The 26320-nt window shown below is 70.7% G+C and carries 27 protein-coding genes; 20 read left to right on the plus strand and 7 right to left on the minus strand.

All coding sequences use genetic code 11. From position 1 onward, the window contains the following. Positions 1-14: 14 nt before the first annotated feature. From CTJ15_RS21105 to CTJ15_RS21115, 3 genes are all read right to left on the minus strand, one after another. Positions 15-1433: a carbohydrate porin gene (locus CTJ15_RS21105; protein WP_099781957.1), complete on the minus strand. Its 1419-nt coding sequence runs from the start codon at positions 1431-1433 to the stop codon at positions 15-17. A gap of 116 nt (positions 1434-1549) precedes the next feature. Beyond that, the gene (gene fliP, locus CTJ15_RS21110) at positions 1550-2314 is read right to left on the minus strand and encodes a flagellar type III secretion system pore protein FliP (RefSeq protein WP_075821397.1); all 765 of its coding nucleotides are present in this window, start codon (positions 2312-2314) and stop codon (positions 1550-1552) included. Further along, complete coding sequence (locus tag CTJ15_RS21115) at positions 2311-2559, minus strand: flagellar biosynthetic protein FliO (RefSeq protein WP_019462659.1); 249 nt, start codon at positions 2557-2559, stop codon at positions 2311-2313. Before CTJ15_RS21115 ends, fliP begins: the two co-directional genes overlap by 4 nt. A 133-nt stretch (positions 2560-2692) precedes the next feature. Here CTJ15_RS21115 and CTJ15_RS21120 point away from each other — a divergent pair, with 133 nt between their 5' ends. The 10 genes from CTJ15_RS21120 (at position 2693) to CTJ15_RS21165 (ending at position 11779) form a co-directional block, all read left to right on the plus strand. Next, entirely contained in the window at positions 2693-3115 is a 423-nt protein-coding gene (locus CTJ15_RS21120; RefSeq protein WP_019462660.1) for a flagellar basal body protein, read from the plus strand. Between the two features lie 30 nt (positions 3116-3145). Beyond that, positions 3146-3556 (plus strand): flagellar basal body rod protein FlgC, encoded by a 411-nt coding sequence (gene flgC, locus CTJ15_RS21125; RefSeq protein WP_019462661.1) that lies wholly within the window; start codon positions 3146-3148, stop codon positions 3554-3556. Further along, a complete protein-coding gene (gene fliE, locus CTJ15_RS21130; RefSeq protein WP_099781958.1) occupies positions 3553-3858 on the plus strand; it encodes a flagellar hook-basal body complex protein FliE in 306 nt (101 codons plus the stop codon). The genes flgC and fliE overlap by 4 nt, the downstream gene beginning before the upstream one ends. Positions 3859-3899: 41 nt before the next feature. Then, positions 3900-4175, plus strand: a complete 276-nt coding sequence (locus CTJ15_RS21135; protein ID WP_019462663.1) for a flagellar biosynthetic protein FliQ — start codon at positions 3900-3902, stop codon at positions 4173-4175. Positions 4176-4203: 28 nt separating this feature from the next. Next, a complete protein-coding gene (locus CTJ15_RS21140) occupies positions 4204-4977 on the plus strand; it encodes a flagellar biosynthetic protein FliR (protein ID WP_075821400.1) in 774 nt (257 codons plus the stop codon). 4 nt (positions 4978-4981) lie between these two features. Continuing rightward, positions 4982-6019: a flagellar biosynthesis protein FlhB gene (locus CTJ15_RS21145; RefSeq protein ID WP_019462665.1), complete on the plus strand. Its 1038-nt coding sequence runs from the start codon at positions 4982-4984 to the stop codon at positions 6017-6019. A 145-nt stretch (positions 6020-6164) separates the two neighbouring features. Then, positions 6165-7622: an ATP-binding protein gene (locus tag CTJ15_RS21150; protein ID WP_099781959.1), complete on the plus strand. Its 1458-nt coding sequence runs from the start codon at positions 6165-6167 to the stop codon at positions 7620-7622. Between the two features lie 328 nt (positions 7623-7950). After that, complete coding sequence (gene recA, locus CTJ15_RS21155) at positions 7951-8997, plus strand: recombinase RecA (protein WP_019462667.1); 1047 nt, start codon at positions 7951-7953, stop codon at positions 8995-8997. Between the two features lie 298 nt (positions 8998-9295). After that, positions 9296-10900, plus strand: a complete 1605-nt coding sequence (locus CTJ15_RS21160; RefSeq protein WP_099781960.1) for an ABC transporter substrate-binding protein — start codon at positions 9296-9298, stop codon at positions 10898-10900. Between the two features lie 45 nt (positions 10901-10945). Beyond that, positions 10946-11779 (plus strand): creatininase family protein, encoded by an 834-nt coding sequence (locus CTJ15_RS21165; RefSeq protein WP_037249597.1) that lies wholly within the window; start codon positions 10946-10948, stop codon positions 11777-11779. Between the two features lie 6 nt (positions 11780-11785). On the opposite strand, the gene CTJ15_RS21170 is transcribed toward CTJ15_RS21165, so the two are convergent. Further along, positions 11786-12163, minus strand: coding sequence for a DUF427 domain-containing protein (locus tag CTJ15_RS21170; protein WP_019463396.1), 378 nt, complete (start codon positions 12161-12163; stop codon positions 11786-11788). Positions 12164-12466: 303 nt separating this feature from the next. On the opposite strand from CTJ15_RS21170, the gene CTJ15_RS21175 reads away from it, so the two are divergent. Further along, positions 12467-13741 (plus strand): FAD-binding oxidoreductase, encoded by a 1275-nt coding sequence (locus tag CTJ15_RS21175; RefSeq protein ID WP_075821402.1) that lies wholly within the window; start codon positions 12467-12469, stop codon positions 13739-13741. A 238-nt stretch (positions 13742-13979) separates the two neighbouring features. Here CTJ15_RS21175 and hmpA read toward each other — a convergent pair whose 3' ends face one another. Next, positions 13980-15194 (minus strand): NO-inducible flavohemoprotein, encoded by a 1215-nt coding sequence (gene hmpA, locus CTJ15_RS21180; RefSeq protein ID WP_099781961.1) that lies wholly within the window; start codon positions 15192-15194, stop codon positions 13980-13982. Positions 15195-15272: 78 nt separating this feature from the next. Between hmpA and CTJ15_RS21185 the strand changes: the two genes are divergently transcribed. Continuing rightward, positions 15273-15770, plus strand: coding sequence for an Rrf2 family transcriptional regulator (locus CTJ15_RS21185; RefSeq protein WP_075821404.1), 498 nt, complete (start codon positions 15273-15275; stop codon positions 15768-15770). After that, complete coding sequence (locus CTJ15_RS21190) at positions 15767-16183, plus strand: DUF488 domain-containing protein (protein WP_075821405.1); 417 nt, start codon at positions 15767-15769, stop codon at positions 16181-16183. The genes CTJ15_RS21185 and CTJ15_RS21190 overlap by 4 nt, the downstream gene beginning before the upstream one ends. Here the strand turns inward: CTJ15_RS21190 and CTJ15_RS21195 are convergent. Together CTJ15_RS21195 and CTJ15_RS21200 are read right to left on the minus strand one after the other, a co-directional pair. After that, entirely contained in the window at positions 16141-16854 is a 714-nt protein-coding gene (locus tag CTJ15_RS21195) for an SDR family oxidoreductase (protein ID WP_075821411.1), read from the minus strand. The two genes, CTJ15_RS21190 and CTJ15_RS21195, sit on opposite strands and share 43 nt — an antisense overlap. Before the next feature lie 10 nt (positions 16855-16864). Next, positions 16865-17866: a tripartite tricarboxylate transporter substrate binding protein gene (locus tag CTJ15_RS21200; RefSeq protein WP_075821406.1), complete on the minus strand. Its 1002-nt coding sequence runs from the start codon at positions 17864-17866 to the stop codon at positions 16865-16867. Positions 17867-18112: 246 nt separating this feature from the next. Between CTJ15_RS21200 and alaS the strand changes: the two genes are divergently transcribed. The 7 genes from alaS (at position 18113) to CTJ15_RS21235 (ending at position 26091) form a co-directional block, all read left to right on the plus strand. Further along, complete coding sequence (gene alaS, locus CTJ15_RS21205) at positions 18113-20758, plus strand: alanine--tRNA ligase (protein WP_075821407.1); 2646 nt, start codon at positions 18113-18115, stop codon at positions 20756-20758. A 133-nt stretch (positions 20759-20891) separates the two neighbouring features. Further along, on the plus strand, positions 20892-22067 hold the full coding sequence (locus CTJ15_RS21210; RefSeq protein WP_027297126.1) for a zinc-dependent alcohol dehydrogenase: 1176 nt from the start codon (positions 20892-20894) through the stop codon (positions 22065-22067). Positions 22068-22253: 186 nt separating this feature from the next. Next, positions 22254-22718, plus strand: a complete 465-nt coding sequence (rpsF, locus tag CTJ15_RS21215; RefSeq protein ID WP_027297127.1) for a 30S ribosomal protein S6 — start codon at positions 22254-22256, stop codon at positions 22716-22718. Positions 22719-22724: 6 nt separating this feature from the next. Next, positions 22725-23006: a 30S ribosomal protein S18 gene (gene rpsR, locus CTJ15_RS21220; protein ID WP_019461272.1), complete on the plus strand. Its 282-nt coding sequence runs from the start codon at positions 22725-22727 to the stop codon at positions 23004-23006. Positions 23007-23055: 49 nt separating this feature from the next. Further along, positions 23056-23928: a hypothetical protein gene (locus tag CTJ15_RS21225; protein ID WP_099781962.1), complete on the plus strand. Its 873-nt coding sequence runs from the start codon at positions 23056-23058 to the stop codon at positions 23926-23928. A 13-nt stretch (positions 23929-23941) separates the two neighbouring features. Then, positions 23942-24508, plus strand: coding sequence for a 50S ribosomal protein L9 (rplI, locus tag CTJ15_RS21230; protein WP_019461274.1), 567 nt, complete (start codon positions 23942-23944; stop codon positions 24506-24508). Between the two features lie 350 nt (positions 24509-24858). Continuing rightward, complete coding sequence (locus CTJ15_RS21235; RefSeq protein ID WP_099781963.1) at positions 24859-26091, plus strand: cyclopropane-fatty-acyl-phospholipid synthase family protein; 1233 nt, start codon at positions 24859-24861, stop codon at positions 26089-26091. Positions 26092-26320: the final 229 nt, after the last annotated feature.

Raw genomic sequence — 26320 nt, forward strand, 5'->3', positions numbered from 1 at the left:
GCGGCCCGTCCCGGTCAGAGCTTGGCGGCGAGGCGCAGTTCCAGCACCACCGCGTCACGCAGCCGCGCATCGTCGCGGTAGCGCTCGTCCGGGATGCCGGCATCGGGGTGGGAGATCCACTGCACGCCGGGCCGGATCGCGAGGTGGTCGGTGACGGCGGCCTCGTAGTTCGCCTCCAGCACCATTTCCCGGTTCCGGGTCGGCGGCAGGCCGGTGAGCGCGCGCAGCGCCCGGTCCAGGTCGCGCCCGGCGGCGCCCGTCTGGGCATAGGCGAGGCCGATCGAGGCCGTATCGTCCTTCCGCCCGAAGGGGCCGTGCCAAGCGAGGCCGGCATCGCCGTAGAAGTCCAACAGGTTGCGCCCGCCGGGCGTGAAGGACAGGCGGGCGAAGCTGGCGAGGTTCGACGCCGCGCCCCGCCACAGCGTCACCTCCCCCACCGTGTAGAGGCCGTAGTTGTTCGGCTTGCGCGGCACGCCGCCATTGGCCAGGGGATCGACCGAGGCATTGGTGCTGGTGGGCTCGGCGAAATAGATGCCGGGATCGCCACGCTGATCGTCGAAGCCGCCATTGTGGTACCAGGCGCCCAGCTTCGCCACCCAGGGGCGCTGCTTGCTGTCCTCCGGCGCCGCCGCGCCCACCACGCCCTCGGCGATGTAGAAGGTGCCGCCGGCGAAGGAGAAGTTCGTGCCGTAGCGGTTGTGCCGCTGCGGATCGGTGCCGGCGCCGTACTTGCCGCCCGGGTCGCCGGTCATGATTGCCGCCCGGAAGCCGTTGCCGCCCTCCGGATCGCCCAGCGCGAGGCGGATGCCCGGCGCCGCGAAGGGATAGCCCGGCCCGCCCGAGGGCAGGGCGTAGGAGATGCCCATCGGCCAGCCGAAGGTGCCGTTGGTGAGGCTGCCTGCCGCGGCGGCGGTGAAGAACTCGGTATCCGCCGCGATCTGGCCGATGCGCAGGGAACCGATTCCCTCGACCTCCCGCTGCACCCAGAGCTCGGACAGGCGGAAGGTAGGCACGGCCTCCGCGTTGCTGAGCGAGCTGAGGCTGCCGATCAGGCTGGGCGAGGGCTGCCGTCCGACGATGCCATAGGCGGAGGCGCGGGCGGTCCAGCCCTGCCAGCCCGCCAGCGTGCCGAGATCGAGATCCGTCCCCAGCGAGAGCTGGCCGAGCGCGGCGACCCCGCGATGCACGCCGCCCCGGGTGTTGGCGAAGCTGTCCAGAAGCACCTGCCCTTCCAGGCAGGCGCCGGGGGTGAGGCTCGCCCCGTCCTCGCAGGCCGGCTCCCTGGTCCCCGGCGTCTCTTGCCCCGGCGCATCGTCCGCGCGGGCGGGAGCGGCCGTGGTGCCGGCGAGAAACAGGGCGGTCAGGAGCGGTGGCAGGGAGAGCCGCGACAGGCTGGCTCTCCGGCGATGGAGGGCGGGAAGGCAGGGGGGCATAGGGCTTCCTAGGTTATATTATAACATTCTGTACAGCCCTACCTTCCCGGCAGGCAAGGGCGACGCAACACCCAATGTTAAGACCGATTCTCATTCGATGAACAAATGATTCGCCGTCAGTTCGCGAAGCCCTGCACCAGGCTTTCCGAGATCAGCCGCCAGCCATCCACCATCACGAAGAAGATGATCTTGAAGGGCAGGGACACGGCGCTGGGCGGCAGCATCATCATGCCCAGCGACATCAGCAGCGAGGCCACCACGAGGTCGATCACCAGGAAGGGCAGAAAGACCAGGAAGCCGATCTCGAAACCCCGGCGCAGCTCGCCGACCATGAAGGCGGGCACCAGCGCCCGCCAGGGCGCCTCGATCGCCTTTCCGGGCGTCTTTCCGGCATCCCCCCCTGGCGGCGCCAGGCCGGCGAGGTCGAGGAAGAGCGACAGGTCGCCCTCGCGCACATTGGCGGCCATGAAGCTGCGGAAAGGTTCGGCGGAACGCTCCAGCCCCTCCATCTCGCCGATCCTTCCCTCCACCATCGGCTGGATGCCGTCCTCCCAGGCGCGTTCCACCACCGGCTGCATGACGAAGAAGGTGAGGAAGAGCGACAGGCCGATCAGCACCGGATTCGGCGGCACGTTGGCCGCGCCGATGGCGCTGCGCAGCAGGCTCAGCACGATGGTGATGCGCGCGAAGGCGGTGACCATCACCAGCAGCGACGGCGCCAGCGACAGCAGGCCGATCAGCGCGGTGAGCTGCACGAGGCGCGCGGTGGCGCCGGGCTGCCCCGCCTGGCCGAGATCCAGCGAGACCGACTGCGCCAAAGCGGGCCCAGCCAGCAGCAGCGCGGCGCCGAGGGCCGCCGCGAAGAGCGGGGCGCGGCTCATGGCAGCCAGCCCAGCACGCTGTCCTGCGGGCCGCCGGTCAGCAGCAGGACCTCCCGCCCGTCCACGCGCAGCAGGACGAGTCGGCGGCGCGTGTCGAGCGCCAGCACCTCCTGCACGCCGAGGCGCTTGCCGGAGGGCGCGGCGAGGCCGGTCAGCCGCGCGCCGCGCGCCAGCAGCCAGAGCAGCAGCAGCACCGCGCCGAGCGCGGCCAGGGCGGGCAGCCAGGGGGAGAGGGAGGGAGGCATTGTCTTGCGCGGCCTTTTGCCTGCGGGGGGAGTTCCGGAGGCGCATTCTGGCGGCGATGCCTTAACGGCGGGTTGCGCGCCTGCCGGGCGGCGTTGACGGAGTCTTCATCTCCTCCCGCCTAGGCTGCGCGCCATGGAACCGACGCGACGCGACACCGCCGCCACGGGCCCGCTCGGGCGGGACCCCATCGCCCTGTCCGAGCAGCGGCTGAAATGGCTCGACCAGCGCCAGGCCGTGCTGTCGCAGAACGTCGCCAATGCCGACACGCCGCATTACCGCGCCCGCGACATCACGCCCTTCGCCGATCTCCTGGCCAGCAAGGGTGGCCCGGCGCTCGCGCGCACCAATGCCCGCCATCTTCAGCCGCCGGGCGCCGGCAGCGGCCCGGCGCGGGTGCGTGCGGAGCGCCGCGCCGTGGAGGAGACGCCGGACGGCAATGCCGTGTCGCTGGAGGAGCAGGCGATGAAGGTCGCCGACACGGAAACGGCGCACCAGCTCGCGACGGGGCTGCGCCGATCCTGGCTCGGCATGTTCAAGACAGCCCTGGGGCGCTGAGCCCTGGGCCGCTGAGAGGAGCAGAAGGCCTTGGATCTCGACAGCGCGCTGCGGATTTCCGCCGCCGGCATGAATGCCCAGGCCACGCGCCTGCGGGTGGTGGCGGAGAACATCGCGAACCGCGACAGCACCGGCCTGACGCCGGGCGCCGAACCCTATCGCCGCAAGACGGTGAGCTTCGCCAACCATCTCGACCGCGCCAGCGGCACGGACCTCGTCAGCGTCTCGCGCGTCGGCCGCGACAATGGCGAGCTGCCGAAGCGATACGAGCCCTCGCATCCCGCGGCGGATGCCAATGGCTACGTCTCCGTGCCGAACGTGGACAGCTTCGTGGAGATGATGGACATGCGCGAGGCCCAGCGCTCCTACAGCGCCAATCTCAGCGTCATGGAAACCTCGCGCGGGATGCTGTCCCGCACCATCGAGGCGCTGCGCGGATGAGCGATCCGGTTTCCGCGAATTTCGCCATCACCGCCTATCGCAGCGCCGGCGGCCCGGGCTCGGCGGAGGCCGGGGGCGACCCGCTGTCCGGCTTCGGCGCGGCGCTACGCCAGGCGATGGACGGGGCGGTGGAGATCAGCCACCGCGCCGACGCGGCCTCGGCCCAGGCGCTCAGCGGACAGGGCAACGTCACCGACGTGGTCCTCGCCGTTTCCAAGGCGGAGCTGTCGCTGCAGACCACCGTGGCGCTGCGCGACAGGATGGTGAGCGCCTATCAGGACATCATGCGGATGCCGATCTGACGCATCCGCTTCCCCCCGCTTCCAGAAGGGAAGAGAACATCGTGGAAAGCGAGATCCTGTCCGCCGCGCTGCGGGAGTCCATGTGGGTTGCGGTGCAGCTGGCCGCGCCCCTGCTGGGCGGCATCCTGCTGGTCGGGCTGGTCGTGGCGCTGTTCCAGGCCATGACGCAGGTGCAGGAGGCCTCGCTGGCCTTCCTGCCCAAGCTGGCCGTTTGCGGCGGCGCGCTGCTGGTCCTGGGCCCCTTCATGGTCGATGCGTTGCAGAACTATGCCGCGACGCTGTTCGACCAGATGGTGGCGCTGGGCGGCGCGCACTGAGCCAGGCGAGGGACGGGGAAAGCCCGCCGTGACCGAGGCCGAGCTGCTGCGCTCCCTGCCGGTGCTGGCCTTCCAGTCGGTGCTGCTGCTGTCGCGGCTGGGCGCGGCGGCGATGATCGCGCCGGGGCTGGGGGAGGCGGACGTGCCCGTGCGCATCCGCCTCGCCGTGGCGCTGGCGCTGGTGCCGCTGTTGCTGCCACTCCTGGCGGGGCAGCTTCCGCCGCAGCCGGAGGACATTCCCGGCACGCTGCGGCTGGTCGTGACGGAGCTGCTGGTCGGGCTATGGATCGGCGGCCTGGCGCGGGTGGTGGCGATGGCGCTGTCCGCCGCCTTCCAGATCGTGGCCCTTGCGATGGGCCTCGCCTCGGTGCTGGCCCCGGATGCGCAGATGGGGGCGCAGACGGCGATCCTGGGGCGGCTGGGCAGCCTGGCGACGGCGGTGCTGGTGCTTTCCACCGGCCTCTACGCACAGCCCCTGCGCGCCCTGGCCGGCAGCTACGAGGTGCTGCCGCCCGGCGCGCCCTGGCCGGCCGGCGCGGCGGCGGCGGACATGGCCGGGGCCGGGGCTGCGATGCTCGCCCTGGCGCTGCGGCTGGCCTCGCCCTTCCTGCTCGGCCTGTTTCTGGTGAACCTCGCCAGCGGGCTGCTCGCCCGCGTGGCGCCGCAGCTCCAGGTGAACATCCTGGTCAGCCCGGCGCAGATCCTGGGCGGGATGGTGCTGCTGGGGCTGGTGGCGCGGCCGCTGCTGGACAGTTTCCTGGCGGCGCTGGCCGCTTCCTGGGCCGGGCTGCCGGGGCTGTGACGGGATGAGCGAGGAGGCCGAGGACAGGACGGAGGCCCCGACGCCGCGGCGCCTTCAGAAGGCGCGCGAGGAAGGGCAGGTCGCCGTATCGCGGGAGATGGCGGGCTTCGCCTCGCTGGCCTGCGCCGTGCTGGCTGCCAGCCTGGCCCTGCCGGCGGCGGGCATGTCGATGCTGCGCAGCCTGCAGGCCCTGCTCTCCCGCAGCCATGCGGTGCTGCCGGCGGAGGCGCTGTCCGGGTTGGGACGGGATGCCCTGCTGGCGGTGCTGCCGGTGGCGGCGGCGGCGGCGCTGGGGGCAGTGGCGGCCACGCTGTTGCAGACTGGCGGCTTGTTCAGCGCCAAGGGGCTGGTGCCGCAGCTCTCGCGGCTTTCCCCGCTGGCCGGGGTGAAGCGCGTCCTGGGGGTGGAGGGGGCGGGGCAGCTCCTGCGGGCCCTGCTGAAGCTGGGGCTGGTCGGGCTGGCCCTGTGGTGGAATCTGGACGATCCCACGCGGCTGCGTTCGGTGATGCAGGCCTCACCCGCACAACTGCTCGCGGTGGCGGGCGAGGAGATGCGGGGCCTCGCCACCGCGGCGGTGCTGGCCTTCGGCCTCGTGGCGCTGGGGGATTTCGGCTGGGAGCGCTTCCGGCACCTCCGCCGCATGCGGATGAGCCGCGAGGACCTCAAGGAGGAGCACAAGGAGAGCGAGGGCGACCCGCACCTGAAGGCGCGGCAGCGGCAGTTGCGGCAACAGGCCTCGCGGCGCCGGATGATGGCGGCGGTGCCCAGGGCCACGGTGGTGGTGACCAATCCCACGCATTACGCGGTGGCCCTGGCCTATGAGAAGGATTCCGGCGCTCCGCGTGTGGTGGCCAAGGGGATGGATTCCATGGCGGGGCGGATTCGCGAGGCGGCGCGGGAGGCAGGCGTGCCGCTGGTGCCCAACCCGCCCCTGGCGCGGGCGCTCTACAAGCTGGAACTGGGGCGGGAGATCCCGCCCGACCATTATGCGGCGGTGGCGGAGATCATCGCCTTCGTCTGGCGCCGGCGCGGCGGGCGCTGAGGGCGCTTCGCCACCCGTTCGGCCGGCGCACCCACTGCGGCGGCATGGGCACAACCCAAGATTATGTTTGAATGATGTAATGTAACTATTGCGCTTATAACGGCCATTTGATCATGATCGTCCCGCAATCAGAACAGGGCCGGATGTGATTCCCTGGAAGACGGTTCGGCCGGCCGCGGCGGGCCAGGGCTGGGAAAGTGCCATCGAGACCCTGTGCGGCGCGATCCAGGAGGCGGTGGCCCTGCTCGACGAGCAGGGGGCGGTCCGTGCGGCCAACCCGGCCTTTCGCGCATTGGCTGCCTTGCCGCTGGGCCGGGACCTGCCGGCCGCGCGGCTCTTCTCCTCGCCCGTCCGCTTCGCCGCCTGGCTGGCCGGAGGTGGGCTGGTGCCGCTGGAGGGGATGCTGGAAGGCGGGGAGGGGCGGGAGCCGCGGCCGGTCTCGTGCCGCCTGCGCTTCCTTCCGGGCGGGCAGCGACTGCTTCTGCTGCAGGATCTGGCGGAGCACCACCGCTTCCGGAGGCAGGCGGAGGAGGGGGAGCGGCTGCGCGCCCTCGGTCAGCTCGCCGGCGGCGTGGCACACGACTTCAACAATATCCTCGCCATCATCGTCGCCTCGGCGGAGGACCTGCGCTTCCAAGCCCAGGCCGATGGAGCGGAACGCAACGCGGCGCTGGAGGCGCTGCTCGCGGCCGCCGACCGTGGCGCCGCACTGGTCCGGCGCCTGCTGGCCCTGGCCGGGCGGCAGCCCCTGCTGCCGCGCGTGGTCCTGCTGGACGAGGCGGTGACGGGGCTGGAGCCCCTGCTGCGTACCATGACGGGGCGGCGCGTCGGCCTGCGCTGGCAGCTGGATGCGCCGGGGCGAGCGATCCTGGCCGATCCGGTGCAGCTCGATCAGATGGTGCTGAACCTTGCCAGCAACGCGATGCAGGCCATGGCGAGGCGGCCGCAGGCGGAGGGCTGCCTGACCATCGCCACGGGCACGCGGCTGGCCTTGCAGGCCGAGCCGGGCATCCCGGACCTGCTGCCGCCGGGCCGCTGGGTGATGCTGTCGGTTTCCGACAACGGCCCGGGCATCCCGCCCGGCGTGCTGGGGCGGATCTTCGAGCCCTTCTTCACCACGCGCTCGGCGGAAGGTGGCACGGGGCTGGGCCTTGCCACGGTGCACGGCATCGTCCGCCAGTCGGGCGGCGTGCTTCAGGTGGTGTCACGACCGGGGGAGGGGGCCAGCTTCCGGATCTACCTGCCCCGCCACCAGGAGGCGGCGCTGCTTCCATCGCGGGCGGAGAATGGGGGCGCCGCGTCCATCCCCGCGGAGGCGCGGCGCGAGGGGCTGGCCGGGCAGCGCGTGCTGCTGGTGGAGGACGAGGCGCCGCTGCGCCGCCTGGCGGAACAGGTCCTGCGGCGGGAGGGGATGGAGGTGCGTGCCGCCGGGGATGGGGAGGAGGCGCTGGACCTGCTGGCCGGGGGGTTCGCGCCGGATATCCTGGTCTCCGACGTTGCCATGCCCGGCATGGACGGGGTGTCGCTGCTGCGGGAGATCCGCCGCCGCCTGCCGTCGCTGCCGGCCGTGCTGGTGAGCGGCTATTCCGAGCACCTGATGTAGCGGGAGGCGCTGGAAGAAGGCGGCCGGAATGCCGATATCACAGGCTTCCTGGCCAAGCCCTACCGCCCGGCGGCGCTGGTCGAGACGTTGCGGCAACGTTTGACGCGGGTGGTGGAGGAAAGCGGTTGAAATTTCCGCCCAACATGAACATATAGGGAACGAAAAGCGCACCCACCCACGGGCCATTCCGTTGGGCTGTGGCGCGAGGTAGGGAGCCGCTCTAGGCTCCCGAAGACGGAATTGGTCGGCGCGATCCGGGCGGAAGCCCCCCGGTCCTCGACCCTCGGTGGCAGATCATCCGCCCCAGTATGGGGCGATCGGGGGCAGTATGGATAAGAACAAGGCACTGGACGCGGCGCTGAGCCAGATCGAGCGCGCCTTCGGCAAGGGCTCGGTCATGCGGCTGGGCGCCAAGCAGGACATGGCCGATATCGAGACTGTGTCCACAGGCTCCCTGGGCCTCGACGTGGCGCTGGGCATCGGAGGGCTGCCGAAGGGGCGGATCATCGAGATCTACGGCCCCGAATCCTCGGGCAAGACGACGCTGGCGCTGCATGCCATCGCCGAGGCCCAGCGGAAGGGCGGCACCTGCGCCTTCATTGATGCCGAGCACGCGCTTGACCCTGGCTATGCCAGGAAGCTCGGCGTGGATATCGACAACCTGCTGATCTCGCAGCCCGACGCGGGCGAGCAGGCGCTGGAGATCGCCGACACGCTGGTGCGTTCCGGCGCCATCGACGTGCTGGTGATCGACAGTGTTGCCGCGCTTGTGCCGCGGGCGGAGCTGGAGGGCGAGATGGGCGACAGCCATGTCGGCCTGCACGCCCGCCTGATGTCCCAGGCGCTGCGCAAGCTGACCGGCTCGATCTCGCGCTCGAACTGCATGATGATCTTCCTCAACCAGATCCGGTTGAAGATCGGCGTGATGTTCGGCAACCCGGAAACGACGACGGGTGGCAACGCGCTGAAGTTCTATGCCTCGGTGCGCATGGAGATCCGCCGCATTGGTCAGATCAAGGACCGCGACGAGGTCATCGGCAACCAGACCCGCGTGAAGGTGGTGAAGAACAAGATGGCCCCGCCCTTCCGGCAGGTCGAGTTCGACATCCTCTATGGCGAGGGCATCTCCAAGGTCGGCGAGCTGATCGACCTGGGCGTGAAGGCCGGGGTGGTCGAGAAGTCGGGCGCCTGGTTCTCCTGCGACAGCCAGCGCATCGGCCAGGGCCGCGAGAACGCCAAGCAGTTCCTGCGCGACAACCCGGAGATGGCCGCCTCCATCGAGCAGCGCATCCGCGCCCAGGCCGGCCAGGTGGCCGAGACCATGCTGACGGCGCCGGAAAGCGAAGGCGAGGAAGCGGCCGCCGCCGCGGAGTGACGGCGGGCGGGTTTTCCCCGCGCCGCAGCATCGGAAAGGGGCCGCATCCCGCAAGGGGGCGGCCCCTTTCCGTTTCGGGCCGGCGCGGCTGCGCGGTCTTTGGCCGGCCGTCCCGGTGGCGGCGCTGTCCGGTCCGGGAAGAACGGTTGACGATCCGGTGCCGGGTTGCTGCACTGGCCGGCGCCGGACCCCACCGCGAGAGTGGGCCGGGGCAGGGTCGCGGCACACGGCATTGCAGAAACGGGAGAGCAGCGGGCGGGACTTCCGGCCGGCACTTTCCCTGTCGGGAGAATCGCCGATGTTCGTCACGCCGCGCATCCTGCCGGCCATGCTGGTGCTGGCCGCCTTCACCGCCGCCGCCACCTTCCAGCCGCCCCGGGCCCTGGCGCAGCCGGCCGGGCCCACGCTGGAGATGGGGCTGGCGGCGCCGCCGAACTCCGTCGATCCGCACTACTACACGCTGACCCCGAACATCGCTCTGGGCAACCACGTCTTCGAGGCGCTGGTAGACCGCTCGCCGGAAGGCAAGCCGCTGCCGGGCCTGGCGGAATCCTGGCAGGCGATCGACGAGACGACCTGGGAGTTCAGGCTGCGACGCGGGGTGAAGTGGCACAACGGCCAGGACTTCACCGCCGAGGACGTGGCCTATACCATCGACCGCGTGCCGACCGTGGTGAACAGCCCCGGCTCCTACGCGCTCTACACCAAGCCGATCGCGCGGGTGGAGATCGTCGATCCCCACACGGTCCGCTTCCACACCCATGCGGTGGACCCGCTGATGGTGGCGGACATGTCGCAGGTGATGATCATCTGGCACGGGCTGGGGCCGAACCCCTCCACGGGCGACTTCAACAACGGCAGGAACGCGATCGGCACCGGTCCCTTCCGGCTGGAGAGCTACCAGAGCGGCAACCGCGCTGTCTTCCTGCGCAACGAGGACTACTGGGGCAGCAAGCCGCACTGGGCGCGGGTGAACTACCGCTTCATCCCGAATGACGGCGCGCGGGTGGCGGCGCTGCAGGCGGGCGACGTGCAGATCATCGACGCGGTGCCGACCTCCGACATCGCGCGCATCCGCAAGGAGCCGCATATCGCGATCTCCGAGGCCACCAGCCTGCGCTCGATCTATCTGCGCACGGATTTCCGCAGCGACGCGCCCAGCCCCTATGTCTTCGGCCCGAACGGGGAGAAGCTGGACCGGAATCCCCTGCTCGACCACCGGGTGCGGGAGGCGCTGAGCATCGCCATCAACCGCCAGGGGATCGCGGACCGCATCATGTCCGGCGCCGCAGTGCCGACGGGGCAGTTCATGCCGCCCGGCACCTATGGCTATGCGCCCGACATCAAGCCGCCGCCCTATGACCCCGCGCGGGCGAAGGCGCTGCTGGCGGAGGCGGGCTTCCCGAACGGGCTGACCATCCAGCTCAACGCCTCCAACGACCGCTATGTGAACGACGCGCAGATCGCGCAGACCATCGGGCAGATGTGGTCGCGCGTCGGGGTGAAGACGCAGGTGGACACGGTGCCCTTCGCGGTGAACGCGCAGCGCAGCGCGCGGCGGGACTTCTCGGTGACGCTTGGCGGCTGGAGCAACAGCACGGGCGAGCCCTCGTCCGGCCTGCGTGGCCTGCTGGGCACGCGCGACGTCAGCCGCGGCTGGGGCACGGTGAACCAGGCGGGCTATTCCAGCGCCGAATACGACAGGCTGGTGGAGCAGGGGCTGGTCACGGTGGATGACGAGAAGCGCGAGCAGCTCTGGCAGCAGGCCGTGCGTGTCGCGGTCAGGGACGTCGCCTGGATCCCGCTGCACACGCAGGTCAATGTCTGGGCCATGCGCGACAACCTGAAGCACACGCCGCGCGCCGACGAGATGACGCGGGCGATGGATGTCGCGCCGCGCTGATCGGCCGGGACACCATCCGGCCTTCCGTTCAGGAAAGGGATGATGATGCGCGAGGTGGAATGGGCGCGGCTCACAGGGCCGGAGATCCGCGCCGTGGCGGCGGGGCCGGAGGCGCTGGCGATCCTGCCGGTGGGGTCGCTGGAGCAGCATGGGCCGCATCTGCCGGTGATCACCGACACGCGCACCGCCAGCGAGGTTTCCCTCCGCGCCGCGCGGCTGCTGGACGGCGCGCCGCCCGCCCTGGTCCTGCCGGGCATGTGGACGGGGATGAGCGAGCACCACCTGCCCTTCGGCGGCACGATCAGCCTGAACTTCGCGGAGTTCCACGGCGTGCTGCGCGGCGTCACCCGCAGCCTGCGGGCACTGGGCTTCCGGCGGCTGCTGATCGTCAACGGCCATGGCGGCAATGTCGACCCGCTGGCGGTGGCGGCGCGGGAACTGGCGCATGAATTCGGCCTCGCGGTGGTGGCCAGCACGCCCTGGGCGGTGGCACAGGCGGCGATCGGCCCGCTGCTGGAGCGGCAGGACGGCGTGCACCATGCCTGCGAGGCCGAGACCTCGCTGATGCTGGCGATGACGCCGGACCTGGTGCGCCGCGACAGGCTGGAGGAGGCGGTGCGGCAGGCGCCGCCCGCCGTGGCGGGCCGCGCGGGCTACAGTCGCTTCTGGAGCTTCTCCGAGCGCGCGCCTGTCACCGGCACGATCGGCGACCCACGCGCCGGCACGGCGGAGAAGGGCGAGGCGATCCTCGACATCCTGGCCGCGGAGGTGGCGGAGGCGGCGCGGCAGCGGGACCTCTGGTCCGCGCCGGACGATGTCTGGGCGCCGGGCCGGGGCCAGGGGGATACGTCCGGGAACACGGCCGGCGCGGTGGGTTAGGCAGCCTCAGCTTTCCTCGATGCTCTCCACCCGGTCGGGATAGAAGGCGAGGTGCCCGGCGATGGCGGCCACGGCCGGGTGGGGGCGCTCGTAGCTCCAGGCCGCGTTCTCCACCCGCGTCCCGGCGTGGTTCAGGGTGAAGTAGCTGGCCTCGCCCTTGTAGGGGCAGGTGGTCGCGTGGCGGCTGCGTTCCAGCGTCGCCATGTCCACGTCGCTGCGTGGCACGTACTGCACCGGCGGATAGCTGGTCTCCCGCAGCACCAGAGCCTGGCGGCTGTCGGCGATCACCCGCCCGGCGACGCGAACTTGCACCCTCTTCGGGTTGGGCTCGATGGCGATGGGATGGTCCGGTCCGGGAAGCTTGCGGGAATCATGGAGCGTCATGGCGCGTTTCCTCCTGCCGGGGGCACGGAGGGCCGTTGGCCCGCGATCGTGCCCTGCACCGGCATCTGGGGGCGTGTCGCGGGAAAGCAAAGCCCGGTTGCACTTCCCGTGCCGCGTGGCATGGGCGAGGAATTCCGGCACATTTCTGGCATGACGGCCGGGGCGATTCGGCGCCGCCCGCAGGTGTCACGACGCAGAGCCGGATGGCAGGAGCGCGAGCCCGGTGGAACAGGCAGGGAACCGGTCCAGGCGATGGCGGGCCGGCAAGGCGGATCGTGCCCGTGGCGGCGCGGGGGCCGGGCGATGAAGCTGTTGTCCTATTGGCAGGACACCGCCACCCCCTTCGCCGGGGCGGCCATGGGGCCAGTGGAAGGGCGGGCGGACGTGGCCGTGATCGGCGGCGGCTTCACCGGGCTTTCCGCCGCGCTGGCCCTGGCGCAACGCGGCGCGCGCGTGGTGGTGCTGGAGGCCGGGAAGGTCGCCGGGCAGGCCTCGGGGCGCAACGGCGGCCATGTGAACAACGGCACGGCGCATGATATCGGCGGCCTGGCCGCGCGGCTGGGGCTGGAAGCGGCGCGGGCGCTGTACCGCGCCTATGACGATGCGGTGGACACGGTGGAGCGCATCGTGCGGGAGGAGCAGATCGCCTGCGACTTCCGCCGGAGCGGCAAGATCAAGCTGGCGGCCAGGCCGGCGCATTACGACGCCATCGCGCGCGGCTTCGACCTGCTGCACCGGGAGTTGGATGCCGAGACGGCGCTGGTGCCGCGCGAACGCATCCGCGAGGAGGTCGGCTCCGGCGTCTTCTTCGGCGGGCTGCTCTACCGGAAGAGCGCGCAGATGCACATGGGCCGCTTCGGCGCCGGCCTAGCCGATGCGGCGAAGCGCCATGGCGCCGTGATCTTCGAGGACGCGCCGATGACCGCGCTGAAGCGGCTGAACGGCACGGCGCACCGCATCACGACGCCACGCGGCGTGCTGGAAGCGTCGCAGGTGCTGCTCGCCACCGGCTACAGCCCGCGGATGCCCTTCTTCTTCCGCCGGCGCGTGATCCCGATCGGCAGCTTCATCATCGCGACCGAGCCGCTGGCGGCGCCGCAGCTCGACTCCATCATGCCGACGCGCCGCACCGCCACGACGACGCTGAATGTCGGGAACTACTTCCGCATCTCACCCGACAACCGGCTGATCTGGGGCGGGCGGGCACGCTTCGCGCTGTCCTCGCCCAGCTCGGACGCGAAGAGCGGGCGGGTGCTGCAGGCCGGGCTGCACCGCACCTTCCCGCAGCTCGGCCGGCCGCGCATCGACTATTGCTGGGGTGGCATCGTCGATCTCACCGCCGACCGCCTACCGCGCGCGGGCGAACGGGACGGGCTGTTCTACGCCATGGGCTACAGCGGCCATGGCACTCAGATGTCAGTGCATATGGGCCAGCGGATGGCCCGCGTCATGGCCGGGGAGCCACAGGCCAACCCCCTGCGCGGCCTGGATTGGAAGCCGGTGCCCGGGCATTTCGGCCCGCCCTGGTTCATGCCCTTCGTCGGCACGTACTACCGGCTGAAGGATACCTGGTCCTGAACCCTCGGCGTTGCTCTGTCCCGGGGGGAAGGCTCTGCCTTCACCCCCGGTCCCCCCATCCGCCAGGACGCTGCGCGCCCTGGACCCGATGAGTTGGCCCCCGCCGGCGCCTGATCGCGCCAGAGGGCATCGCTCTCCGGCGGAGTGGGGGTTTGGGGCGAGAGGCAGGGCCTCTTCCCCGGGGGGATGCCACGGAGCGGAATGCGGGAACGGCCGTCCGCGGGGAAGAGGCCGGACCTCAGGCGGCCAGGAGTTCGTCGGCCGGGCCGAAGAACTCGTAGTGGATGCGGTCCGCCGGCACGCCGGCCTGGATCAGCCCGTTCACGAAGAGGCGCAGGAAGGGCCGCGGGCCGCAAAGGAAGACATCCGCCTCCCGCACCGGGGTATTGGCGAGGAGCCATTCCGGGCTGATGCATCCGGCCACGTCGTAGTCGCGGCCGGCGACGTCATGCGAGCGCGGCGTCTCGTAGAAGTTGGTGACATGGATGCGCGGGTTTCCGGCCGCCAGCCCCCGCGTGCGGGCGCCCATGGCGTGGGTGCCGCCGTCGCGCGTGCCGTGGACGTAGTGCACCTCCAGCTCCGGCCGTTCCGCCGCGATGCTTTCCAGCATGCTCAGCATCGGCGTCAGCCCGACGCCGCCGCTCAGCAGCACGACAGGGCGCTCCTGCTGGCGGGGCTCCAGGAAGAACTCGCCGGCCGGGACGCCCACCTTCAGCACCGTGCCCACCTGGACCACGTCGTGCAGCCAGTTGGACACCGCGCCCATCGGCTCGCGCTTCACGCTGATCCGGTAGCGCCGGTCGTCGGGGGCGGAGGAGATGCTGTAGTTCCGCTTCAGCGGGTGATGGCCCGGCAGGTCGAGCCAGAAGGTCAGGTACTGCCCGGGACGGTGCCGCACCACCGCGCCGCCATCCACAAGCTCCAGCACGAAGGAGGTGACGATCCCGCTCTCCTCCCGCTTCTCCGCGACACGGAAGTCGCGCCAGCCGCTCCAGCCGCCGGGCGCCGTGGCTTGGTCGCGGTAGATCTCGGCCTCGCGCCCGATCAGCAGCTCCGCCAGGAACCAGTAGGCCTCGCCCCAGGCGGCCAGGATCTCCGGCGTCGCCGCCTCGCCCAGCACATCCTGGATGGCGCCGAGCAGCGAGGTCGCCACATGCGGGTAGTGCTCGGGCAGGATGTTCAGTCCGACATGCTTCTGCGCGATGCGCTCCACCGCCGGGCCAAGCACGCCGAGATTGTCGATGTTCTGCGCATAGGCCAGCACCGCCGCGGCCAGGGCGCGGGGCTGCGAGCCCGTCTCGCCATGATGCGACTGGTTGAACAGGTCGCGGATCTCGGGGTTCTGGAACATCCGCTCGTACATGCGCCGGGTGATGGCCAGGCCGTGCGCCTCCAGGGCGGGAACGGTCGCCTTCACGATCTGGATGGTCTTCTCGCTGAGGGGCTTGGGCATGGCCTTATCCATAAGGTGCATTCGATATGCACCTTATAAATCCCTGGCAAAAAGGTGTAAAGGGCATACATCTTATCCATGCGCCTGACCCTGCATTCCGACTACGCGCTGCGCACGCTGATCTTCCTGGGCCTGCGGCCGCAGCGGCTGGTCTCCATCGCCGAGATCGCGAAGGCCTACCGGATCTCCGAGAACCATCTGACCAAGGTGGTGCACCGGCTCGGCCAGGCGGGCTTCGTGGAGACCCTGCGTGGGCGGGGCGGCGGGTTGCGCCTGGCACGCCAACCGGAGGAGATCCGCATCGGCGACGTGGTGCGGGTGACGGAGGAGGACCTGGCCCTGGTCACCTGCTTCGCCCCGGGCGGCACGCCGCTGCCGGGCGTGGGCTGCGCCATCTCGGGGGCCTGCCGGCTGCAGGGCGCGCTGGCCGAGGCGCTGGGCGCCTTCATGGCGGTGCTGGACGGGCGGACGCTGCGCGACCTGCTGGGCCCGACCGCCCCCGCGCTGCGTCAGAGGCTGGGGATGGAGGGCGACCCGGAGGATTCCCCGGAAGCACGGGCGGAGGTTCCGGCATGACACGGCGGGAGGCCGCGCCGGAGGTCCGGATCCGCCGCGCCTACGATCCGCCGGAGGAAGCGGACGGGTTCCGCGTCCTGGTGGACCGCCTCTGGCCGCGCGGGCTGCGGCGCGACGGGGCCTGGATCGGCCTGTGGCTGAAGGAGGTCGCGCCCAGCAACGCGCTGCGCCAGTGGTTCGGGCACGACCCGACCCGCTGGGCGGAGTTCCGCGCCCGCTACCGGGCGGAGCTGCGTGGCAGCCTCGCCCTGGAAAGCCTGCTGGCCGAGGTGGCGCGGCACCGGCGGGTCACGCTGCTCTTCGGCGCGCGGGACGTGGCCCACAACAACGCCGTGGTGCTGCAGGAGATCTGCGCCCAGGGCGGGCGGGGTCACACCCCCGCCACGCCCACTGTCATGCCGCCGCAGACATAGAGCACCTGCCCGGTCACGAAGCCGCTGCGCGCGTCGAGCAGGAAGGACACGGCCTGCGCCACGTCCTCCGGCCGGCCCATGCGGCGGACGGGGATGTTCTCGGTGATCGCGCGGGTCCGCTCGCTGCCGGGCGGGTTGGCGCGGTCGAACAGCGCGGTGCGGATCGGGCCGGGGCCGACCGCGTTGGCGGTGATCCCCCGGGGGCCGAGCTCCAGAGCCCAGACCCGCGTCATGCCGATCAGCCCGGCCTTGGTCGCGGCATAGGCGCTGCGCCATTCCTTGCCCAGCGCGGCGCGGGAGGAAACGTTCACCACCCGGCCGAACCCGGCCTCCTTCATCCCCGGCAGCAGCGCCTGCAGGCATTGCAGGGCGCAGCGCAGGTTCAGCGCCACGGCGCGGTCCAGCGTGGTGAGGTCCTGCTGCTCCACCGGTCCGGGCAGGACCACGCCGACATTGTTCACCAGCCGGGTGATCGGCCCATCCCTCAGCGCCTGTTCCAGTGCCCGGGCGGTCTGCGCCGGGTCGGACAGGTCGGCGCGCAGGATGCCGTCCCCTTCCGCGCCCCCGATGTCGATCACCACCGGCTCGTAGCCGTCATCGCGGCAGCGTTCCGCCACCGCACGCCCGATCCCGGAGGCACCGCCGGTGACCAGGACACGTTCCCTCGGCATGGGCATCGGCTCAGTCCACCGTCACCTTGGCGCGCCGCACGACCTCGCCCCAGCGCGCGATCTCGGAAGTGATGAAGGCCTCGAACTCCTCCGGCGTATCGCCCACCGGCTCGGCCCCCTGCTCGCGCACCTTGGCGATGGTGGCGGGCTCGGCCAGCACGGCGCGGATCTCCGTGGCCAGGCGGTCCACCAGTGGGCGTGGCATCCGGGCTGGGGCCTGGACGCCGAACCAGGCCAGGGCCTGCACGCCGGGCTGCCCGGCCTCGGCGGTGGTGGGCACGTCGGGCAGGGCCGGGCTGCGCCCGGCGCTGGTGACCGCGAGGGCGCGCAGGCGGCCATCCTTGATATGGCCCAGCGAGGAGGGAAGGTTGTCCACCGCCATGTCCACCCGCCCGGCGATGGCGTCGGTGATCATCGGCCCGGAGCCGCGATAGGGCACGTGGGTCAGGTCGATCCCGGCCTCCAGCTTCAGCAACTCGCCGGTCAGGTGCAGGCTGGTGCCGTTGCCCGAACTCGCGAAGGTCATGCCGGGTTTCTTCTTCGCCGCCGCCACGAATTCCGCGAGCGTCCTGATGGGCGAGGAGGCGGGCACCATGATGACGTTCGGCAGCTTCGCCATGTTGGAGACGGCGACGAGGTCCTGCGGCTTGAAGGTCAGCGTCTTGCCGTAGAGGGCATAATTGATGGCGCCTGTGCCGATCGTGGTCATCAGCAGGGTGGTGCCGTCCGGCTCGGCGCGCACCACGGCCTCGCTGCCGATCACTCCGGCGGCGCCGGCCCGGTTCTCCACCACCACCGCCACGCCGAGCCTGGGGCCGAGCCGGTCGGCCAGGATGCGCGCCAGGATGTCGGTGGTGCCCGCCGGGGGAAAGGGCACGACGATGCGGGTCGTCCGGTCGGGCCAGGGCGTGGCCGGCTTCCCTTGCGCCAGCACGGGCCGGCCGGGCAGGGCGAGGGCCGGAAGGGCGGCCAGGGCGGCGGCGCCCAGGAGGCGCCGGGTCGGATGGGGCATGGATGTCTTCTCCCGCCGCCCTCTTGCTTCCGGGCCTGGGAGAGGCCGGGCCGGGGGCGTTGCTGCGGCGATCATCCGACAGGGCGGCGGCACTGTCACCCCCCGCTCCCTCCCGGGGGCGCGGCCATGCCGGGCGTGAGGCGCAACCCGGGGGGCGGGAAAAACGGCCGCCCCTTTGCGCCGCGGGCCGTGCCGCGCTATGCCGCAGGGATTCCATTTCCTGCCCGAGAAGACCAGCGCCGGCCGATGACCAGCAGCAACGACATCCGCGCCACCTTCCTGGACTACTTCGCCCGCAACGGGCACCAGGTGGTCGAGAGCTCGCCGCTCGTGCCGCGCAACGACCCGACGCTGATGTTCACCAACAGCGGCATGGTCCAGTTCAAGAACGTCTTCACGGGGCAGGAGCGCCGGCCCTATTCCACCGCGACCACGGCACAGAAATGCGTGCGCGCCGGCGGCAAGCACAACGACCTGGACAACGTGGGCTACACCGCCCGGCACCATACCTTCTTCGAGATGCTGGGAAACTTCTCCTTCGGTGACTATTTCAAGGAACAGGCGATCACCCATGCCTGGACCCTGCTGACAAAGGACTTCGCCCTTCCGAAGGAGAAGCTGCTCGTCACGGTCTATTCCGAGGACGAGGACGCGGCGGCGCTGTGGCGCAAGATCGCCGGCCTGCCGGACCAGCGGATCATCCGCATCCCGACCTCCGACAATTTCTGGCGGATGGGCGATACCGGCCCCTGTGGCCCCTGTTCCGAGATCTTCTACGACCACGGCCCCTCCATCCCGGGCGGCCCGCCGGGCTCACCGGACGAGGATGGCGACCGCTTCATCGAGATCTGGAACCTCGTCTTCATGCAGTACGAGGAAGGGCCGCCGGGCGTGCGCGCGCCGCTGCCCCGCCCCTCGATCGACACGGGCATGGGGCTGGAGCGCTTCGCCGCGATCCTGCAGGGCGTGCACGACAACTACGACACGGACACCTTCCGCGCCCTGATCGCCGCCAGCGCCGAGCTGGTGGGGCAGGCGGCGGACGGACCCTTCAAGGCCAGCCACCGCGTGGTGGCGGACCACCTGCGCTCCGGCTCCTTCCTGATCGCCGACGGCGTGCTGCCCTCCAACGAGGGGCGCGGCTACGTGCTCCGCCGCATCCTCCGCCGCGCCATGCGCCATGCCCAGATGATGGGCTCGCGCGAGCCGCTGCTGGCGAAGCTGGTGCCGGTGCTGGTGCGCCAGATGGGCGCCGCCTATCCGGAGCTGGTGCGCGCGCAGCCGCTGATCGAGGAGACCTTCCGGCTGGAGGAGACGCGTTTCCGCACCCTGCTGGACCGCGGCCTGGGCCTGCTGGCCGAGGAGACGGGCCGGCTGGGCGAGGGCCAGCCCCTGCCGGGCGAGGTCGCCTTCCGCCTCTACGACACCTTCGGCTTCCCGCTCGACCTGACGCAGGACGCGCTGCGCGCCGAGGGCCGCCCGGTGGATGTCGAGGGCTTCGAGGCCGCCATGGCCGAGCAGAAGCGCCGCGCCCGCGCCGCCTGGGCCGGCTCGGGCGAGGCCGCCACCGAGACGCTCTGGTTCGACCTGAAGGAGCGGATCGGCGCCAGCGAGTTCCTCGGCTACTCCACCGAGAGCGCCGAGGCCGAGATCCTGGCCGTGGTCGCGGACGGCAAGGTGGTGGATGCCGCCCCCGCCGGGGCCGAGGTCGCGGTGATCCTGAACCAGACCCCCTTCTATGCCGAGAGCGGCGGCCAAGTCGGCGACACCGGCCTGATCACCGCCGCCGACGGCGCGCGCATCGTGGTGCGCGACACGCAGAAGAAGCTGGGCCTCTTCGTGCATCTCGGCACCGTGGCGCATGGCGAGGCGAAGCCCGGCCAAGCGGTGCAGGCGGAGGTGGACCATGCCCGCCGCGGCGAGATCCGCGCCCATCACTCCGCGACGCACCTGCTGCACGAGGCGCTGCGGCGGCGGCTGGGCACGCATGTGGCGCAGAAGGGCTCGCTGAACGCACCGGACCGGCTGCGCTTCGACGTCTCCCAGCCCACGCCGATGACGCCCGAGGATCTCGCCTGGGTCGAGGGCGAGGTGAATGCCCGCATCCGCCAGAACACCGCCGTGACCACCCGGCTGATGACGCCCGAGGCGGCGGTCGAGGCGGGCGCCATGGCGCTGTTCGGCGAGAAGTATGGCGACGAGGTCCGCGTGGTCGGCATGGGCGAGGACCCCGCCGCCACCGAGAAGCACGGCGTCTATTCGCTGGAACTCTGCGGCGGCACGCATGTCGCCCGCACCGGCGATATCGGCCTGTTCAAGATCGTTTCCGAAGCCGCCGTTTCCGCTGGCGTCCGCCGCATCGAGGCGGTGACTGGCCAGTCCGCCCTGACGCTGGTCGAGGGCGCCGAGCGCACGCTGCGCGACGCCGCCGCCGCGCTGAAGAGCACCACCGCCGAGGTGCCGGCCCGCGTCGCCGCCCTGCTGGAGGAGCGGCGCAGGCTGGAGCGCGACGTGGCCGAGCTGCGCAAGAAGCTGGCCACCGGCGGGGCCGCCGCCGAGGTGGAGGAGGTGAACGGCCTCCGCCTTGCGCTGCGCGACCTGGGCGACACCCCGGCCAAGGACCTGAAGGGCATCGCCGATGCCATCCTGAAGGGCGGCACGGCGGATGTGGTGGCGCTGGTCTCCACCGCCGAGGGCAAGGCCAGCATCGTGGTCGGCGTCGGCGAGGCGGCGAAGGGCCGGGCCGATGCCGTGGCACTGGTGCGCGCCGCCTCCGCCGCCGTGGGCGGCAAGGGCGGCGGCGGGCGGCCGGACATGGCGCAGGCAGGCGGGCCGGAGGCCGGCAAGGCTAACGAGGCGCTGGCGGCGGTGCGGCAGGCCGTGGCCGCCTGACCGGCAGCAGGCCGAGGGCGATGTTATAACGTCCAGATCCTTGTTTTCACGAATGACTTGATCGGGCGGTACGCAACAGCGCACCGCCCCGGAACGTTTCTGGCCGGTCCACGTCATTCGGGAAGAACCGGTCATGAAGGCACTCACCTGGCAGGGCCGCGGCACCATCCGCTGCGAGACCGTGCCCGATCCGCAGATCCAAGACGGGCGCGATGCCATCATCAAGGTGACGGCCTGCGCCATCTGCGGCTCCGACCTCCACCTGATGGGCGGTTATGTCCCGACCATGGAGAAGGGCGACGTGCTCGGCCATGAATGCATGGGCGAGGTGGTCGAGGTCGGCAAGGAGAACACGGCGCTGAAGGTCGGCGACCGGATCGTGGTGCCCTTCACCATCTGCTGCGGCGCCTGCCGGCAGTGCCAATGGGGCAACTGGAGCCTCTGCGAGCGCACCAACCCCAACGGCAAGATGCAGGCGGAGCAGTTCGGCTACGCCACCGCCGGGCTCTTCGGCTACTCGCATATCACCGGCGGCTTCCCGGGCGGGCAGGCGGAGTATCTGCGCATCCCCTATGCCGACGTGACCCATCTGAAGGTGCCGGAGGATCTGTCGGACGAGCAGGTGCTCTTTCTCTCCGACATCTTCCCCACGGCCTACATGGCTGCCGACCATTGCGACATCAAAGGCGGCGAGACCATCGCCGTCTGGGGCTGCGGCCCGGTCGGCATCCTCACCATCAAGTCGTGCTTCCTGCTGGGCGCGGCGCGGGTGATCGCCATCGACACGGTGCCGGAGCGGCTCGCCATGGCGCGGGAGGCCGGGGCCGAGGTGATCGACTATGCCGAGGGCAAGGTGCAGGAGAGCATCCTGGAGCTCACCAAGGGGCTGGGCCCCGACGCGGTGATCGAGGCGGTCGGCATGGAAAGCCATGGCGCCGACACGCTGGTGCAGAAGGTCGCCTCGGCGGTGATGAGCAAGACCATCAGCATGGAGCGCGCCTTCGCCCTGAACCAGGCAATCCTGGCCTGCCGTCCGGGGGGCATCGTGTCCGTGCCGGGGGTCTATGTGGCTTTCGACCCGGTGGCCATGGGGGCCTTCATGAACAAGGGCCTGACCATGAGGACGGGCCAGACCCATATGCACCGCTACATGAAGCCCCTACTGGAGCGGATCCGGAAGGGGGAGATCGACCCCTCCTTCATCATCACCCACCGTTCCAGCAGCCTGGAGGACGGGCCGGACCTCTACGACACCTTCCGCGAGAAGAAGGACAACTGCATCAAGGTGGTGTTCAGGCCCCACGGCTGACACCACCTGCCGGCCCGCATGGCTGGCTCGCGGGGGAGGGGGCGGATTCGCCTTTCCTTCCCGCGCAAACCCGTCTAAACGCGCCGCACCCTGCCGGGCGTGAGGCATCGCGCCCGGCTATGCCTGTTCGCGCCCATGGCATCCCGCCATGACGGCCACGGGCTGAGACATCCGCAGGGAGAATTCATGCCGCTTTACGAAACCGTGCTGATCGCACGTAACGAGCTCACGCAGCAGCAGGTCGAGGCCGTGGCCGATCAGGTCACCGCCATCCTGACCGAGGCTGGCGGCGAGGTGAAGAAGCGCGAGTACTGGGGCCTCCGTGGCCTCGCCTACCGCATCAAGAAGAACCGCAAGGGGCACTACATGCTCCTCGGCCTCGACTGCGCCCCCGCCGTCGAGCAGGAAGTCGCCCGCCAGCTCGGCCTGAACGAGGACGTGCTGCGCCACATGACGCTGCGCGTGGAAGAGATCACGGACGAGCCCTCCGCCATCCTGGCCCGCCGTGGCGAGGATCGTGAGCGCGACCGTGGCTTCCGTGGCCCGCGCCCGGCCGGCCGCTTCTCCTCGGGCCGCCGCGACCGCGACGACCGCGAGGAATTCCGTGCGCGTCCGCGCGACGAGATCGAGCAGCCGCAGGGCGAGGAGTAAGACACGATGTCCGACACGAACACCGACATGACGCCCGCCGCCCGCCGCCCGGCCGTCGGCGCCCGCCGTCCGTTCTATCGCCGCCGCAAGTCCTGCCCCTTCTCCGGCCCGAACGCGCCGAAGATCGACTACAAGGACGTGCGCCTGCTGAGCCGCTTCCTGAGCGAGCGCGGCAAGATCGTGCCCTCCCGCATCACGGCGGTCTCCGCCAAGAAGCAGCGCGAGCTGGCGAACGCCATCAAGCGCGCCCGCTTCCTGGCGCTGCTGCCCTACGTCATCAACGACTGACGGACGGCACGGAACAGAGAACGGAACGGGATAGGGAAAGGTGGCGGCGATGCGCCCCACGGCTGGCGTCCTGAACGACCCGCGGATCCTGGCGGGCGGCGCGGCGGGCTTTGCCTGCGCGGCCGCCTGCCTTTGGGCCTTCCGTGGCCTGCCGCTCGGCACGCTGCTGCTCTGGGCGTCGTCGCTACCGCTCTTCCTGGCGGGGCTCTCGCTGGGACAGTTCTCGGCAGCGCTGGGGGCGGCCCTGGCCGCGCTGGCGCTGCTGCTGGTGGTGGGCTTCCACGGCGCGGTGGTCTTCCTGCTGGTGGCGGCGCTGCCGGCGGTGACCATCCTCGCCGCCGCGCTGCGACGGCCGGACCGGCTGGAGTTGTCGCTGCCCCTGGCGTTGCTGGGCATCTGGCCCGCGATCACCGGCGTCGCCTCCCTCCTCGTCACCGGGGAGATTCTGGAGCAGGCGATCGTGGACCAGATCAAGCCGGTGCTGCAGGAGGCCGCAATCACCGCCGACGATGCCACCGTCGCGGCGCTGGTGCGCATGGGCATCGCCTTCGCCAGCGCGGCGCTGGCCCTGCCGCTGATGCTCTGCGGCATCGGCGCCCAGGCCTGGCTGTCCCGCCGGCGGCTGGCGCTGCGCCCGGCCCCCGACTGGTCCTCGGCCCGGCTGCCCTCCTGGTACCCGGTGCTGCCGGTCGCGGCGCTCGCCGCCGCCTGGATGGCGCCGGGGCTGATGGCCAGCGTGGTGGCGACGGCACTGCTGACGCCCCTGTTCCTGCAGGGGCTGGCGGCGGTGCACAGGCGGGCGCGCGGTCCGGTGCTGGTGCTCTTCTATCTCGTTCTCGTCCTCTTCTCCGTTCCGGCCGCGGCCCTCGTGGTCGGCCTCGGCCTGTTCGAACAGTTCGGGCGCAAGCCCCCTCAATCCTGAAAGAACAAACCCGATGATCGAAGTCATCCTGATGCAGCGGGTCCCGCATCTCGGCCAGATGGGCGAGCGCGTGACCGTCCGCCCGGGCTACGCCCGCAACTACCTGCTCCCCCAGGGCAAGGCGATCCGCGCCAATGCCGCCAACCTCAAGCGCTTCGACGAGGAGCGTTCGCAGCTCGAGGCCCAGAACCTCAAGCGTCGCGAGGAGGCCGAACGCGTCGCCGAGCGCATGGACGGGCTCTCCGTGACCCTGATCCGTCAGGCGGGCGAGGGCGGCAACCTGTACGGTTCCGTCACCTCCCGCGACATCGCCGATGCCTGCAAGGATGCCGGCCTGACGGTGGGCCGCGACCAGGTGCTGCTGCAGCACCCGATCAAGGACACCGGCCTGCACATCGTGCATGTCGCCCTTCACCCGGAGGTCGATTTCCCGGTGACGGTGAATGTCGCCCGCACCGTGGAAGAGGCCGACAAGCAGGCCCGTGGCGAGGACCTGCACGCCGAGCAGCAGGCCGAGGAGGAGAGCCTGGAGGCCGAGCTGGCCGCCGAGCTGTCCGAGCTGGGCGCCGCCCGCGAGTAACGGCCCCTCGCGCAACCGCCCGGGTGACTGCCCTGGGCGGGCGCTGGAGTCCCTCGGCTGAAAATGGCGGCGGCAACGCCGCCATTTTCATGTTTGCGTGTGCGGGAAGACCCGTCCCGAAACTGTCAGAGACAGGGTTTTTCATGTTTCCTGACGAAAAAGTGTCATGAAACAGTGCGTTAAACTTTCGGTACAGAAATAGTTAGCCTGCATGTTGCATTAAATTTATCTCATCGTGCCTTTCAGGCGACAGTGGTGCCATGGTCCCATGCAACCGGGTGCTGGACAGCCATGCCTCGGCGTCTTCAGCTTCCGCCATCGGTACACATGCCAGCGGAGGATATGCGGCGATGCTGCATGCAATGCTGTCGCGGATGATCAGACGAGGACGTCTGGTGCTGCACGAACCGGGAGGCCGGACCACGGTCTTCCAGGGGCGCGAACCCGGCCCCGAAGCCGGGATGCGGATCAACGACATGGCGGCAATCCGCCGCATCGTGCTGAACCCGGGCCTGGGCGTCGGCGAATCCTTCATGGAAGGGCAGATCGAGCCCGCGGGCTGCAGCCTCTTCGAGCTGATGGACGTGCTGGCCATGAACTACATCGAGACCCCGCCGGGGGCCGAGATGGTTCTGGAACGGGTCCGGTGGCTGCGCCGCCGTTTCGACCAGCTCAACCCGGCCGGACGCTCCCGTCGCAACGTCGCCCACCACTATGATCTCGACAGCCGGCTCTACAGCCTCTTCCTGGATCGCGACCGGCAGTATTCCTGCGCCTATTTCCCGAAGGGGGACGAGACGCTGGAGGAGGCGCAGCTTCTCAAGAAGCGCCACATCGCTGCCAAGCTGAAGCTGGACCAGCCGGATCTGGAGGTGCTGGACATCGGCTGCGGCTGGGGCGGCATGGCCCTGACCCTGGCGAAGGAATACGGTGCCCGCGTGACCGGGCTGACCCTGTCCACCGAGCAGCTGGCGGAGGCACGCAAGCGGGCCGAGGAGGCCGGGCTCGCCGACCGTGTCCGCTTCGAGCTGATGGACTACCGCGCCTGGAACCGGCCGATGGACAGGATCGTCTCGGTGGGCATGTTCGAGCATGTGGGCGTCGGCCACTACCGCACCTTCTTCCGCAAGGTGCGCGAGATCCTGAAGGAGGACGGCGCGGCGCTGATCCACGCGATCGGCCGGGCCGACGGGCCGGGTTCCACCAACCCCTGGATCGCCAAGTACATCTTCCCCGGCGGCTACTCGCCCGCCTTGAGCGAAGTGATGGCGGCGGTGGAGAAGGAGAAGCTCTGGGCCACGGATATCGAGATCCTGCGCCTGCACTATGCCAAGACGCTGGCCCACTGGCGCCGCCGCTTCGCCGCGAACCGGGACACCATCCAGTCCCTCTACGACGAACGCTTCTGCCGCATGTTCGAGTTCTACCTCGTCGGTTCCGAACTCGCCTTCCGGCGGATGGGGCACATGAACTGGCAGCTTCAGCTCACCCGCAGCGTCGATGCCCTGCCGCTGTCGCGGGACTACATGTACGAGGCGGAACATCAGCCGATGCCGGAGGGGATCAGGGCGCAACTGGCCTGACGTCACAGGCGGCTTTCCCTGGCCGCTGTGGTCCGGCGTTGCTCTGTCCCCGGGGGAAAGGCGCTGCCTTTCGCCCCGGACCCCCTATCCGCCAGGACCCTGCGGGCCCTGGACTCGATGATCTGGCTCTCCCTGTGGCCGGATCGCGCCGGAGAGCCATGCTCTCCGCGGATTGCCGTTGCCATCCGCGCGGACAGGGTGTGGGAGAGGCGGCGCCTCTCCCACGAGG

This window comes from Roseomonas sp. FDAARGOS_362 (genome assembly GCF_002754815.1).
GTDB classification, from domain to species: Bacteria; Pseudomonadota; Alphaproteobacteria; order Acetobacterales; family Acetobacteraceae; genus Roseomonas; species Roseomonas mucosa.